This window comes from Paenibacillus sp. Z3-2, assembly GCF_054161325.1.
In genome coordinates this window covers 4,234,787-4,249,707 of sequence record NZ_CP096397.1, presented here as the reverse complement: position 1 = coordinate 4,249,707, position 14,921 = coordinate 4,234,787, and the positions used below count along the sequence as shown (strand labels likewise).

The 14,921-nt window shown below is 36.6% G+C and carries 13 protein-coding genes and 1 pseudogene; 12 read left to right on the top strand and 2 right to left on the bottom strand.

What is annotated here, in order from left to right; all coding sequences use genetic code 11:
• The first annotated feature begins 198 nt into the window (after positions 1 to 198).
• Entirely contained in the window at positions 199 to 810 is a 612-nt protein-coding gene (yaaA, locus tag M1D71_RS19050; protein WP_458127296.1) for a peroxide stress protein YaaA, read from the top strand.
• A gap of 412 nt (positions 811 to 1,222) precedes the next feature.
• On the opposite strand, the gene M1D71_RS19045 is transcribed toward yaaA, so the two are convergent.
• Positions 1,223 to 1,786, bottom strand: coding sequence for a DUF4879 domain-containing protein (locus M1D71_RS19045; RefSeq protein ID WP_458123225.1), 564 nt, complete (start codon positions 1,784 to 1,786; stop codon positions 1,223 to 1,225).
• Between the two features lie 1,026 nt (positions 1,787 to 2,812).
• Between M1D71_RS19045 and M1D71_RS19040 the strand changes: the two genes are divergently transcribed.
• The 6 genes from M1D71_RS19040 (at position 2,813) to M1D71_RS19015 (ending at position 7,250) form a co-directional block, all read left to right on the top strand.
• Positions 2,813 to 3,487 carry a hypothetical protein gene (locus M1D71_RS19040; protein ID WP_458123224.1) on the top strand — a complete coding sequence of 225 codons (675 nt, stop codon included), beginning with the start codon at positions 2,813 to 2,815 and terminating at the stop codon, positions 3,485 to 3,487.
• Positions 3,488 to 3,516: 29 nt separating this feature from the next.
• Positions 3,517 to 3,681, top strand: coding sequence for a hypothetical protein (locus M1D71_RS19035; protein WP_458123223.1), 165 nt, complete (start codon positions 3,517 to 3,519; stop codon positions 3,679 to 3,681).
• Positions 3,682 to 3,989: 308 nt separating this feature from the next.
• Positions 3,990 to 5,321, top strand: coding sequence for a WXG100 family type VII secretion target (locus M1D71_RS19030; protein WP_458123222.1), 1,332 nt, complete (start codon positions 3,990 to 3,992; stop codon positions 5,319 to 5,321).
• 19 nt (positions 5,322 to 5,340) lie between these two features.
• Positions 5,341 to 5,718 (top strand): ribonuclease toxin immunity protein CdiI, encoded by a 378-nt coding sequence (cdiI, locus tag M1D71_RS19025; RefSeq protein WP_458123221.1) that lies wholly within the window; start codon positions 5,341 to 5,343, stop codon positions 5,716 to 5,718.
• A gap of 329 nt (positions 5,719 to 6,047) precedes the next feature.
• Positions 6,048 to 6,503: a hypothetical protein gene (locus M1D71_RS19020; protein ID WP_458123220.1), complete on the top strand. Its 456-nt coding sequence runs from the start codon at positions 6,048 to 6,050 to the stop codon at positions 6,501 to 6,503.
• Between the two features lie 270 nt (positions 6,504 to 6,773).
• Positions 6,774 to 7,250, top strand: coding sequence for a pentapeptide repeat-containing protein (locus M1D71_RS19015; RefSeq protein WP_458123219.1), 477 nt, complete (start codon positions 6,774 to 6,776; stop codon positions 7,248 to 7,250).
• A 109-nt stretch (positions 7,251 to 7,359) separates the two neighbouring features.
• Here M1D71_RS19015 and M1D71_RS19010 read toward each other — a convergent pair.
• Positions 7,360 to 8,317: pseudogene (locus M1D71_RS19010) on the bottom strand (IS30 family transposase).
• Between the two features lie 1,389 nt (positions 8,318 to 9,706).
• On the opposite strand from M1D71_RS19010, the gene M1D71_RS19005 reads away from it, so the two are divergent.
• The 5 genes from M1D71_RS19005 (at position 9,707) to M1D71_RS18985 (ending at position 14,746) form a co-directional block, all read left to right on the top strand.
• Positions 9,707 to 10,348 carry a dual OB domain-containing protein gene (locus M1D71_RS19005; protein WP_458123218.1) on the top strand — a complete coding sequence of 214 codons (642 nt, stop codon included), beginning with the start codon at positions 9,707 to 9,709 and terminating at the stop codon, positions 10,346 to 10,348.
• A 96-nt stretch (positions 10,349 to 10,444) separates the two neighbouring features.
• Positions 10,445 to 10,870 carry a DUF488 family protein, N3 subclade gene (locus M1D71_RS19000; protein WP_458123217.1) on the top strand — a complete coding sequence of 142 codons (426 nt, stop codon included), beginning with the start codon at positions 10,445 to 10,447 and terminating at the stop codon, positions 10,868 to 10,870.
• A gap of 11 nt (positions 10,871 to 10,881) precedes the next feature.
• Entirely contained in the window at positions 10,882 to 11,325 is a 444-nt protein-coding gene (locus tag M1D71_RS18995; RefSeq protein ID WP_458123216.1) for a DUF488 domain-containing protein, read from the top strand.
• Between the two features lie 602 nt (positions 11,326 to 11,927).
• The gene (locus M1D71_RS18990) at positions 11,928 to 13,022 is read left to right on the top strand and encodes a dsDNA nuclease domain-containing protein (protein ID WP_458123215.1); all 1,095 of its coding nucleotides are present in this window, start codon (positions 11,928 to 11,930) and stop codon (positions 13,020 to 13,022) included.
• Positions 13,019 to 14,746 (top strand): hypothetical protein, encoded by a 1,728-nt coding sequence (locus M1D71_RS18985; RefSeq protein ID WP_458123214.1) that lies wholly within the window; start codon positions 13,019 to 13,021, stop codon positions 14,744 to 14,746. The genes M1D71_RS18990 and M1D71_RS18985 overlap by 4 nt, the downstream gene beginning before the upstream one ends.
• The last annotated feature ends 175 nt before the right edge of the window (positions 14,747 to 14,921 follow it).

The window sequence follows — 14,921 nt, the reverse complement described above, 5'->3', positions numbered from 1 at the left end:
TTCTTTTGAGAAGCACCACGATACAAAAAAATGGGCTTTAAAATTGGAATTATCAAACCATGCGGTAGAATGAAAAAGTCAAAAATATAACGGTAGATTAAAGGATAAATCAGCATGGTAAGGATTATTATTTCACCTGCCAAAAAATGAAGATCGACACGGATAGTATTGCTAGCGAGCAGAGACGAACTCAAAGCGATGTGGAAGTGTAACGATGCAATCGCCGAACAGAACGTGGAGCGGATTCAGAATATGAATATAAAAGCAAATCTTACGCCAGCCATCTATGCCTATGAGGGCATTCAGTATCAATATATGGCTTCGAGTGTTTTTCAAAATGAGGAACTGGCGTATCTTCAACAGCATTTACGCATATTATCCGGTTTATATGGCATGTTGCGGCCTTTGGATGGGGTTACCCCTTATCGGTTGGAGATGCAGGGCAAGCTGCAAGGTCCAGGCTTCAAATCGCTCTATCAATTCTGGGGCAGCAAGTTGGCAGATCAGCTTCAAGCGGACAGCAACTGTATTCTGAATCTGGCTTCCAAAGAGTATAGCAAGAACATCACCCCTTTTCTGAGCGAGGAGACCCGTTTTATCACTTGTGTATTTGGACAAATGGTTGATGGGAAGCTTGTTGAAAAGGCAACCCGGGCCAAAATGGCTAGAGGTGAGATGGTACGGTATATGGCGGAGCATAAGATTACAGATGTGAATGACGTCAAAGGGTTTGATCGGTTGAATTTTGGTTTTTCAGAAGAGAGATCTGACGAGAGCACGTTTGTTTTCATACAAGCAGAGGGAAAGTAGCCTGCTGTGTAACGGTGGGTTCCTATACAAAGTCGCGCCCTTTAATGTCACAATGAGAAAAGGCGCAGGGATGTATATCCCTGCGCCTGATTAAGAAGCAAATCCGTGTCCATCAACCCAGCCAACAAGGAGGAACCTGCAATTTTACTATCAGCATCGGTTAAGGGATTGAAGCCACTGTTTTTCCTCTGCTTTGTTCCACACATCCTAGACTTCCTGAGATGCATTCTCCAAGGCCGCCTGAGTAAATGTACTAACATAATTGTTAGCAGAAGAATGAGCTGTCACAATCAAATTTCGGTGCAATTGGATTCGTAGCCAAAGCTGATGTGGTTTTGGGCTTCCTTCCCGTATTCCTCATGATAGAACCAGGATAGCCAATTCCGTCAATATTCATATTACATCCTTCCTGTTAACGAACATTAATCCAAGCGGTCCACTGTGTTGGAATATTAATGGAATAGACCGTACCTACAAATTGTCCGCCTGTACTAGGCGCTTCATAAACCCAAGAATGAGCCCAAGCATCTACGACACGATTACCGTCCAGATCAATAGCTTCAGACCAGTTGTTTGTCATTGTATTGCCGGCGAGTGTGCCGTAGTGACTGCTGTCATAACCGATCTGGAAAGTAATACACTGAATCCAAGCCCCACCATGATCATTGGTTGTGGAGAGCGGGTTGTTACTGAAGCCGTAAATTTCTTGGCCGCCATTAGGAGATACGACACCGTATACATTAATGTGAGATACTTTCGGAGCAGGCGCAAACAGAACTGGATCGCCCGCATTATCAGCCTTCTGCGATTTTAATTCAGCCTTAGCCGCTTTCACAGCTTCACGGAATTCTTTGGAATTAATAATTTCTTCCTTTGTCATAGGTTTGGCTTGAGTCACATCACCGTCTGCATAGGCAGCTACATTTAATGAAAGCACTAGAACAAGAATAAGAGCTAAACTAATCAATTTTCTCATAGTAATAAATTCCACCTTTCTTGTTATGGGGATTCTTTTACAAAAATATGCGGTTACGATAAATAGACCTACTTGCAGATTAAAGCCTCTTGCCCTCCTCTCTTTTGAAAATGGTTCTTCCCCTTTTTCTTTACTGAAAACAGAAATAAAGGAGGCAGAACTCTACAGGCTAGAAAACTCTATGAAGTAGGAATGTATATGAAAATGAATGCCTGCCAATGATTATGTGTTGCAGACAAAATGTAAAACTCATTTATACGCATTGATATCTTAGCTGTGATAGGATCTAATACATATCTTGAAAATAAAATATTCTATAATATACATAAAAATTATAATATATTCCATTTATATAGGCATATACTACCCCTAACCATTTGTTAAATGTGATTGATTAGATCAAATGAATCTTCATTCCTGATCCATAATACCCAGATGAATTGATGATCTTTCAAAAGTGTGGTAATTAGTAAGCGAGTCCATTTTAGGGCTGGTTTTGTCATTTTACAGGATCTCCATATATTTGGGGTCAGAGAGATCATAAGGGACTGTAGCACGGATGAAAAGTATCCTGAGCATGGATTAATGAAGTGAAATCAGGAGGTTAGCCGGATGTAATTGCCATTAAACTTCTGCTAACTTAGTCTTATCCTATCTTAGGTGAGCGGTGAAAATGTATGAATACCATTAATGTGACTCCTGAACAGTTACATCACGTATCGAATCATGTGGATCAGGCGAGACAACAATTAGATCATATACGAGAGGATCTTATAAGGCAGATCATGTTTATTCAGACATTGTGTGTGTGTGTGAGTGACACAGGATGAGATTTAAAAATAACCTTGGTGACACTGTGTTGAATGCAGATGTGTTACCAGGGTTATTGATTTTTATGGCGAAGTGTATGATCCCAACTGGTAGGAGTGAGTATTTTGTTTTGTATAAAAAGGGAATATTTCAAAATTATAAAAAAGATCGATTGTGTTAGAATATATAGGAATTATGAAAAAAAGGAGGTTTAAAGTGGAAATACATAATAAATTGAAGAGAATTGAAATTGAAAATAAATCAACCACTAAACAAAAAGTTCTTTCGATTGTGAACGTGATAGTAATTGGAGGGATTTTGGGTTTAGCGGCAAAACTCGTAGATACTCAGGGGATTAACCCCATATTTGATGACATCGGTGGACGTCTAGGTATTTGGATTTTTGTTGCAACCCTTTTATCGGTTTTTAGTTATTCTCCTAAATTAGCAGCAGTTAAGATATGCTTCTTTTTCTCGTCGCTGCTGATTGTTTATTATCTATATACAGTATTTTTGTTGCATTTCTTTCCAATTAAAGAAATCGTGTTTTGGGGGATCTGTGCAGTCGTATCTCCGGTGTGTGCTTATGTAATGTGGTATGCACGTGGTAATGGATTTGTATCTAGTATAATTTTATCCCTTCCGATTACTATTTTAATGTCCGAAGGGTATCAATTACGAAACGCGTACTTGCCCGAGCACGAGCATTATTATTTGAATCCAATACTTATGGGAATATATCTAATCATGGTCACTACTTTACTATTTATTGTTCCTAAGAGAACACTTAAGCTTTTGATTGTACTCCCAATATCTCTAACATTGTCTTTTATCATGATATATTTTAATATCCTTGGGCGGATTTTTGGTGGTTTAAATGGAGTGCTGTGAAGTATATTTAGGGAAAATTTGATGCATCAATGATTTATAAAGTACAAGATGGGTCTGCTGTAGAGACATATCCTATTCCAGATGGATACAATAATTTTGATATGTCTGTTAATGAGGCTCTTACTGATGTTTACAATAATGAAAAAACAATAGAAGAATCCTATCAATATATTTTTGAGCTGTTTGAAGAATAGTCTTTTTAGCATAATAACCAATGGTGACTCATAGACTTGTAGCCAAACATTATGAAAGAGTACCTATTGTAATATGGTCCTGCATGGTTATAGGGGGCAAAACATTAACGAGCCGGTCCATAGATGGACTGGCTTTATCGTTTTAAGTCTCAATAGTTGGATCTGAAAGTAACTTAGGACCGAAGCACGGATGAAGATTATTCTGAGCGTGGGTTCATGAAGTGAAATCAGGAGGTTAGCCGGATGTAATTGTCATCTAACTTCTGTTAACATAGTCTTATCATATTTCAGATGAGCGGTGAAAATGTATGAGTACAATTAAAGTTACCCCAGAGCAACTACATCACGTGTCGAATCAGGTGGATCAGGCCAGACAACAGATGGAGAGTATACGGGGGAATCTGACAAGACAGATCATGTTTATTCAGACATTGTGGATGGGGGCAACGCAGGAGCGATTTTTCTATGAGTTTGAACGGTCACGCCCTATACTGGATAAAGCGTTGGAGAGTATGGTGAAGACCTCCAAGGAATTGAAGGATATTGCCACGCGTTTTGAGAATACAGATGCTGAGCAGGTGAGTCTAGGCGGTGCTATTGGGGCCGTGGGTGCGGCAGCGATGATGAAAAATTCGGTAAGTAACACAGGTTCGAATGATAAGGGCTATCGAATGGCACAAGTTAATATGTTTGGAAAGTTAATGTGGACGCCTGTCAATGAGGAGGGTGTTGCGGATCAGGCTGCTCTTCAAGCTTATGAGAGGGATCAGGGGCATATGGATATCAATCGCATGCAAGCTGTAAAGGTAAAACCCCCTGGGGAAGATATCTATGCGATGCAGATCAAGGCGTTTGAGATGGGCATTCATCCGATGACAGGTGAACCTGTATCTGATAAGTATGCTCAGATGATGTTAACTTCACTGAAGTTCAGCCAGCTATTCATGGCATTTCAGATGGTTCGTGGGAGTATGCCAGGTGGCAAAGGGCCTTTTCGGTTGCCTTCATCCCATCCAGCTGTGGCAAAGATTAAAAAGAATTTGGAAGCGGCTGAAGCGAAGAAAGCGAATGAGCAAAAGAAGGGTTCTGAGAGTAAAGGGCAAGCATCTAAGAGTATAATAAGTGAACATGTAAGTGATGCTGAAAAATTGCAAAGACCATATGCTCACCTAGTAAACGTTGATGGATTTAAGAGAGGTAGCAGACCTGGAGTATCAGGTGGTCATAATATGGACAAATTTAATGAGACCTTACAAGAAGACGCAAATAAGTATGGGCTGAGTGTTAAAAAGGATTATTTTATAGGTGAACCCAAGAAGCACAATGTCGAGGGGATTTACGAGGTGGAGTATCAAATTCCGTCCTTGAAACGAAGTGAATCAGATAAAAGTATTTTTGAACCGATAACGGACTCAAATGGAAATGTGCTTGGGAAGAGAGTGAACGATCCCAAAACAGTATATGATCCCAATATTATCTCTAATGAAAAAATGTATAATTGGGGAAAAGCAGCATTAGAGCCACAAATACAGGCTGGAAACGTGAAAAACGGAATAGTTAAAGGAGAACTAAATGGGCTGAAATTTGTGGGGTTCGTAGATGACAAAGGGAACATAAAGAACTTTTATCCTGCTTTTTAATTAATATCGGAGGAGAGATATGATGTACAAAATTTTGACAACAAAAGCTGAAATAGATAGATTAGTCGAATCTTATTTCTGGATTATTGATTTTCCGAGAGCTTTAACATACTTCGGAGATCATGAGAGACATGGATATGGTTCAGGTCCACTGGAGGTACAATTTTCATCCTATCATATGCCAGAAGAGGAAGAGTATATTGGTGATCAGAAAGTGTGTTTTATTGGAGAGCCTCCAGCATACGATGAAGATGTAATGGCAGTGATGGAGCATGATGAATTTTATAACTATTTGATGATTTACAGTGAGAAGTACGTGGAGGAGCACCCAGAAGCTAAACCGGAGATTTATAATTTATTAGATATGGTAAAAAAAAGATTGGGTTTACATTCTTAACTCACTGATTGTGAATCATAAATCATTTGGAGGAACAACGAAAGTTCGTTTATCTTATATGTCCATAGTATTCATAGTCCAAGTATTGGGTGTACCGTTGGGAAGATATGAAAGCACTAAAAACGTTGCCGTATGACCCCGATTGATGTTATAAAAATCCGAAAGCTCTTCCCACCTGAACGTTGTGAGGAATGAGCTTTTTTGTATGCAGAAAATAACCAAAGAAGGTGACAGGACAGCAAATAGAGGTGCTGAATAAATTATTGTGGGCTATATTGATATGATTACATCCGCCTGTCCATTGTAATAAAAAGATTGGAGATACGAACATGATTAAATATAGGTATGCCATTGAATATAAAGAAGATTTCAACGAAGTTATCGTGGACTTAAGTATAGATTCATCGTTAAAGAACGGTTATCTGGTTAGTAATTCATTGGGATCAGATATATTTGGAGATTTCGCCACGATCCAGGAAGAAATCGGAAACCTAATCGAATTAGTGAAAGGGGAAATAACGTTATATGAAGGTGGAGGGAATGTGAACTTAATAAAATCTGACAAATCTTTTACAACTTTTGAAGATATTTTTGCAGAAGAAGATGAAAAGGACAGTACATGTGAAATTGAGACGTTAGAATATGTAAAGATACTATTGTTATGGGCAAATGAGAACTTTCAGTATAAAAACCAGCGAGGTGTTATCTTGAAAGAAGAAGCGGAATTAGCATTAGAGTGGATAAACAAAAAATATTTTGAGGTCTGTGAGATTGAGAGCCAATAATCGTAAAAGATCGTTGACCGATTAATGTTGAGTTTCAAGATTCTTTCTGTCTTGTTGTTTTCAAAAAAATTCCAGAAAAGTAGTAAAACGTCAGGGTGACTAAATGTCATGCAGCAATGAAAACAACTAACCAACAAGAACTGGTAGAGAAATTAAATTCACATCGAATGTGGATTGAAACCAGTGGAGCAAAAGGTGAAAAATTAGGTGTAGTTGAAATAGATTTTCGACATATCGACATATCGACATATCGATTTATCGGGATATCCTTTGGATCAAGCTTATTTGACCGAATGTGCATTTGATGGCATGAATTTGGAACATATGGACATGTCATCATCGTTGTTATGTTCATCCAGCTTTACTAACACCAACGTAGTAAATGCTGATTTCTATAAGGCAGATTTGTCTTATGCCGATTTTACAGATGCAGATGCCCAAGGTGCAAGGTTTGCCAAAGCGGATCTTTCTGAGTCCATTTTTACAAATGCGAATTTGTCAAATGCAAAGCTAATTTCCAGTTCCCTGTACCTTACAGATTTTCGAGATGCTAATATGAATCAGGTAGATGTCAGTTCAACATCGTTTAAAGGAACTTTGTTGCACGGTGCTAACTTAACAGGGCTTAGAGGAATAGAAGAAGCTTTTATAAAAAGCATCAATATCGGAACGCCAGAAGAACCAAATATTTTGGTGGGTGAAGAAGCAATAAAGTGGTTGCGGGACAAAAGTTTGAGTAAGGAATAGATTCTATGCTCGAACTTGCCTATAATGCGGTCTCACCAGATAAACTGCACTTTGGAATAGGGAGAAATGAAAATGGGGACTTCAGCTGTTATTTTAACAAGACGGATTGTCAAACCAAGTGCGACAGTTCCTCTGTGAAAGATTCGTGAGCGGTTCTCCAACCCAAGCATTTTCGTGGTCTGTGATTCATTAGATCGAGTGATTGGGCGAGAGCTTCATCCTCCACTTGAGCGAGATCGGTACCTTTAGGGAAAAACTCTCGAAGCAACCCGTTTGCATTCTCATTGGAACCACGTTGCCAAGACGAATACGGATCAGCAAAATAAACCTGCAGGTTATGGGTCGTTTCCAGATTGGCATAGCATGCAAACTCCTTTCCTCGATCAGCCGTAGCTGTGAGGAAGGTCCCTGTAGGGTACTGTGAGATCGCTACACCGAGCGCAATCTCCATCGACAAAGCGGTACGGTCGGGCATGAGAACAGCGGTATATAAGCGTGTTTTGCGTTCAATCAACGTCGCTACGCAGCCTTTACTTTTCCCACGACCCGATACGACGGTATCCAGTTCCCAGTGTCCAAACGTTTCACGGGAACGAACCTCTTTGGGGCGATCTGAAATGGATTGACCAATAGCGAATTTACCGCGAGTTTCTGCGGGTTTCTGGCGCTTCCCCTTGTGCCGGAGAACCTGTAATACACCTCGAACCAAGCGCCCAGCGTAGATCCAGCGATAGATGGTTTTGAAGGAGACTGCACGCCGACCTTCGGTACGGAAGCGTTGAGTGATCTGTTCCGGAGACCACGTTGCCTCCAGCTTTTCCTCCAGTGAAGCAGCCAAGTTGTCTGACCATTTACCTGGAAGAGACAGAGGCTTTACGACGTTCCTCATAAGCGTTCTGAGCGTGTTCTGCCTGATAGGGATGCGATGAATTAACACGATCTAGTTCACGGCAAATCGTGGATGAGTGCCTTCCCAGCTCTTTTGCAATGGCTCTTGAGCTTTTGCCTTGTTTGTGGAGGATTTCTAGCTTGCTGCGTTCGATTATGCTAAGATGTGAATAACTCATGGACTGATTCTCCTTGTGTGAATGCTGGTGTGGTAACTTTCATTCTACACGAATCAGGCTATGAGCCATTTTTTATTTACAGTAGGTGTCGCACTTCATATTACAATCCGTCACAAAGAAAGATAAATATTCTCCAGAGCAGCTTCTAGCTGATACTATAGTTGCAGCTTTTCATTCGGACGCAGCTCTTTATTTCTATAACAATAAAACATATACAAATGAAGGAGAGTTCCTGTATACAACGTTGAATATTAATCATAAGTCATTTACAGGGGACAATGAATCCTCATTGATTTTCCATATTCACAGCATTAGTAGCCTAAGTACTGAATTTTATTATCACAAAGATTTAGGTTTAGATCCTAATATATCACTATGCCAAGTCGGGCACATTGAGGATATCTATGGTAATCAAGAGTTGATACTTCATTGTTATTTACGAATATCTCAAGCTGAATCCTGATGATTATTTCTGGATAGCAGACAATGATTGGGTATACAGCTGGGAGGACATACAAAAACTGAAATCTTCACTGTTTGACCCGGACTGGTGCTTTAAGAATCCTAGAGACTGACTCCCAAATGTTATTATGTCATCCTATCATTCGATAGAAGCGGAAAAGTACATTGGTGAAAAGAAAAGAAAAGTGTGTTTCATTGGAGAGCCTCTAGAGGAAAAGAATTATCTTGTTGAAAGATATAAAGAAAAGATTGAACTAAATAAAAAAAAGATGATGGCTTTACAAAAGACAGTGGAGACGCTACATCAGTTGATTGACTAGAAGTGGTCGAAATTAGACCAGATAGAATTAAAAATAACGAGAGAGACCGCAGACGCTCTTTCCAATTGATTGATATCTGAGATAGATCATACGAATAACTCGGATCTTTTATTAGAAGCAATTCACCTAACCCGTCCTACTGTGAATGGATCACAAATTACTTTTTTTAGTATGGTTCTAATTGGGAGGAAGAGGCGAATCGAATGTGTTAACTGAACTTTATACCAAGGAAGACTTTCAACATGCTTGTGATTTTGCTCAAAAGATTGAGGGGGACCGAAGACTTCGGTATTCTAGATAACGTGAGGCTGAATATAGATAAAGTTTTTTGGAAATAAATCATGCTTTACACGATTCGAAAGGCCAGAATAAAGAACCACTAAAGCTTTAGGATAAGTAGCTTGAGTAGAGGGATGAAATATAGATTGTGACGAGGCTCCTTGTAACAGAGGTAGCCTCTTTTTTTTGTTTTATAGGATTACTAAAATAGCTATAATAATCAAATAATATTCATATTTTTTAATTTTCGACAACAAGATTCGACAAGTTTATTTGTAAAGGTGCGATACAATAGGTCTGCAGACAGGGATATAGGGAGGGTCATTGAATGGACGTCAAATTTATTTTACTCACTAAATCAAGAAAGCATGGTAACTATTGTATTGCTGGTGTTGATATTGATTCGCGTAAGTGGATCAGACTTGTATCAAGTCATTATCATCATGCTGTACCAGAAGATGAATTAACTTATGAAGACGGTTCCCAAGCTCAAATTTTTGATATTATACAAGTAAAGCTGACAAAAGCAGTGCCACAATATTTTCAACCAGAAAACTACGAGTATGACTCAAGTTATTATTGGAGAAAATTAGGTGAGTCATCTCTGGAAGAAGCAAAAGAACTACTGGAGCAACATGCGGATACATATATTTTCCATAATTCAGACAGTCGACTAAAAGATATATTTGTTTCAGAGTTTACTCCATCACAACACTATTCACTTAAGCTTGTTTGCGTTACGAGAGCCGTGCTTCATGTTGATAGATATGAAAAATTAAAATATAAACTTTCATTCGAATACAACGGGAATGACTACATTGGGCTAAGAATAACCGATGATGCATTTACTCAGTTGTACCAAAATGAAGGTAGATTCATTCTTAATAATATTGGGTTAGTGATAAGTTTAGGTGAAGTCTATGATAGAGATCAGAATCACTATAAACTTGTAGCAACAGTAATACATTAATGAGTTTTTTATAAAATAATATAAGTGAATGATTCCAAGGATTAGAAACATGAGGTTTGTGATATAATGAGGAGACAGAGGAAAGGAGGCATCAAAATGATTCCCACGGGAAAAATATTCACATCCAATCCAGCAGGGTTGAAGAAAGTAAATTTTGATGCGGATATCTTGCTCATAACGCGAGCAGGTACTGAAATTGCAGGCGCCGAAATTGTAAGAGATCTTTCTCCTTCTTCTGATTTATTCCACACTTATTTGAATCAATGGAAAGATCGACCAGGAACTGAATGGTGGTCAAAGTATGAAGAAAAATTTCTAATAGAGCTTAAATCTAATATGAAATTGAATGCACTTCGTAATGTCTATAAACGATTATTGCTTGGGAAAAATGTGGTTTTAGTTTGCTTTTGTAAAGATCACCGCTATTGTCATAGGAGACTAGTGGGTGAGTTTTTTGAACAGTATGGGGTAGAGGTTCAGGAGTTAAATCCGATTACTGTTGAACAAATTACGCTGTTTTAGGGGTTAAAATTATGAAAAAAGAAATTTGTACAATTGGATTCGCTAAAAAAAGTTTGGAGCAATTTGTAACTCTAATAAAAGATGCAAATGTTACTAATCTTATAGACACACGTCTTAACAATACTTCTCAATTGTCGGGTTACGCTAAAAAAAATGATCTTTCATACGTAATGAAGCTAGTTGGAATATCTTATAAGCATGATGTCATGCTTGCTCCAACAGAAGATATACTCAGTGCCTATAAAAAGAAATTGATGAGTTGGGATGAGTACGAAAAACAGTATGTTGGTCTACTCGAGAAAAGAAAAGTTGAAAATCGTATTGATGATATTTTACAAGAAGAGGTAACTTGTTTTTTGTGTAGTGAAGATAAACCGCACAATTGCCATAGGCGATTATTAGCAGAATATTTAAATAACTACAAAAAGGAAATAAAGGTAACTCATTTAATTTAATCATTTTAATATTGAGGGAGGTATCTTCGCTTGTTGCAAGATACTCTCCATCAAATATACACATGAACGGCAGAGATGCCGTTTTTTTGCATGTTGAAAATGTCGTTGGTTAACAAAGTCGGATGGTCTTTATGGAAGAAAAAGGAGTTCTTTTGGAGGTAATGCTGGTAGCTTATAAACAACTTGTGTCTCTGCTATTATTACGAAGCCTTTGTGGAGTACTGAGGCCGATTTATATTTCAAAAAACAAACATACGTTCTTATGTTTGTGTTAGAATTATTACATACTAATCTCATGGTAAGAAATCTATGAAAGGAGGTTTTGGTGTAGTTTATGAGAAAGGAATCACTACTTTTCTCTTCTGCTTTAGCTGATTCATCATTTGCCCAGCATCTCAGGCAACCTTGTCCTCAAATCATGGCAGAATAGTAAATCAACTAAGCAGAAGAAATCTAAGAAAGAGGATGAAGAAGAAAAATGCATAAAATAGAAGGATTTTGAATATATTTGTCGAAATATTCCTAATACTATAACTCCTTGTATTGTGGAGGAAATGGATTAATGCAAATTTATATAAATAATTTGTGTAGAGGAATAGACAATGAATAATCAAAGTAAAGCTGTAAACGCTGGTGTTCATGGTTCGACGGGCACTGAATTTCAAAAACATTGTGCCCTATACTTTTTGTTCGAAAAATATAAGGATATAAAAAATGAAAAATACTTTATTTGTATAGAACACCATGATGATTTTTTGTTTTGTTATCAAACCTATGATGAACTTATTACCTCCATTGACTCTTATCAAGCAAAGAAGTCTTCTGAAAAGTGGGAAATGAGTACTTTGTATGAATTACTTGGGAAAATGACTGGGGTAGGATTATCACTGAACGCAGATAGCATGCCGAAAGAAAAAAACTATAAGCATAACTTAGAATTTATAACGAATAACTCTATAAAATTAAGTAATGGTGTCAAAGGAAAGGGCAAAAATAAAAGTGTAACTATAAACGAAAGCAATAGTAGGCTGAAATTTACTGAATTAGATTCAGAAATAACTAATAGAATTGAAGTGGAAATTAAAAAAATTCTTGGCAAGGACTTAGAAGGCTTAAAAGAATTAGATAATATTTCATTAGCTTATATAGATCTGCCAAAGAAAAGTGCTGGGCAAAAGGATTTATTAGTTGGACAGTTTAATAGAATATTTGGAGAAAAGGTCAGTGATCATAGAGCTGCTGTTGATGCTCTGTTGCTTTTATTTAGAGATGTAGAGAACACTTTAAACCAAGGCAATGTTGTGAAGTTAATGGATGAATCGAAACGTGTTAGTTCTTCAAGCATTAATGATGCTATTGATGTTATTACTACAAAAACGTTGGCTTTTGATTTGTGGCGAAACGAGGAAAAAGAAGTGTGTAGAAATTTGGGGATTGCCATTCCGGAAAAGAGTGAGTTTAAGCTGAATTTTATTAATAGCTTTGATAGATTTAAAGATTATCAACAAGTTGAACACAGAAAAATACTCTCCTTTGTTAAGGTGAATAGTAATATAATGTACCGTTTTACCGTGGAGACCGATTGTATTTTAGAATTATACCAAATGTTTCGAAAGAACGTAAGTTCTCAATTGTCAGAGCTAAGTATAAAAGCAGCTATTTATGCTGCATATATAGAAGTAAGGGGGCAATTATGAAGACAAAATTAATAATCAATGAACTGTTTGCATATTCAGAAAGTAAAAACAAATATTTTTACACAGAGCTTGATGATAATACAAACATTATTTATGGAAAGAATACTTCAGGAAAAAGTACAGTTTTTCAAATGCTCTTATACACTTTAGGAATAAACGACAATAATGACCACCTAAAAGAAATTATTGAAGAAGGTGCTTTTTTAAGGCTGGATGTGCAAGTAATTAATAATCAGAATAGTGAGAAAGTTACTTTTGTTAGAGATGATGAAACTATTTTCATTAAAATGTTAAATAAACCCACTATAAGGTTTAGTGGTATTAGAGCGAATAATTCTGCTGAACATATTAAACTTAAAGAGTACCTCCATAAACTATTTAACTTCTCGCTTAAATTAGAGAATAAGGAGGGATACAAAGCTGCTCCAATAGAAGCAATGTTTTTGCCTTATTATATACCTCAGTCAGTAGGGTGGGTATATCTTAGAAAATCTTTTAGTAGCTTTGAATATTATAAAAATCTTAAAGAAGACTATCTTGACTATTATTTGGGAATAGAATCACTCGTTGATAGAGATAAAAAGCAGGAATTAGAATGGAAATTGAAAAGTATAGAAGATGAAATTAAATTTTATCTGAATTTAGATAAAAATAATGATGAATTTCAAATTACAAAACTAATTGATGAAGAATTTATTGAAGAATCATTAGAATATATTAAGTCACACAGTGATAACCAGGTGCTTTTAAATAAAAATGAAGAAGAATATATTTCTAAATGTAATGAACAAAGCTATTACAAAGAACGGCTGTCTTTACTTCGGAAAGTGTCAAGACATCATAAGAAACAAAACCCAATAGGGGGAGTATGTCCAGCTTGTGATAGAGAACTCTCATTTAGTATTACTTCATCATATAAGTATTTTCAAGAAGAGAATGATACTGAGTCAGAAATAGAAAAATGTAAAGAGATGATGAAGAAGTTGCAATCGGAGATCAATTCATTGGGAAAACGTATAAATGATCTTAAAGAAAGTAACTTAACAACATACAAAATACTAAAAAGATATTTTAAACATAATTTATCTTTTGATAGTTGGTTGGATAATAAAGTAAATATACAATTGATTCGTGATATTAAATCTAAGTTAGGGATATTAAGTGCTGAAAAAAACAGTATAGAAAATAGTCTCAAAAGATTTAAAACACAAGAAGAGGTTCAAAAGTCTAGATTGTACAAAAGTAAAGAATTTGAAAAAATCTTTATAACTTATGTTGATGATTTGGGTGTTAAAGCTTTAATAGAAGATAGATATACATCATTATATAACATTTCAGCGTTTCCTTCTCAAGGAGTCGAACTTCATAAAACAGTACTTGCATATAACTTTGCTTTGAATAAATTAATAGAAAAAACTGATTGTATACATCGTTTTCCATTTATGCTTGATGCAATTTTCAAGGAAGATATAGAACAATCCAATAAAAATGCTATTGTTGAGTTTATTGGGGAAAATAAACCCACCGATACTCAGTTAATAATATCAATAGCAGAAACTAAAGAAAATGAAAAAAACATACACGAGTATAATAAGAAGTATTTTCATGGAAGAGCTAAATTGATATGTATAGGAGAAGGAGTAAGAGAACGCGCATTTTTAAGTGAATATGATGGTAGCATGGAAAATTATTTAGATGAGACTCTGAATATTATTAATTCATAAGTGTAATTAATTTTGTGCTACACGAATCATTTAGTGCAGTGACAGAGATTTCGTACTTCTTGTTGTAAAGTACCGTGAACTCAAGAAACTTTTCAGGTCGCCAAACTCTACTACAACTGTGTAGAGTATTGATTCACAAGTATCTGTCTTTGAGGAGATACCTGAAACAGTTCTG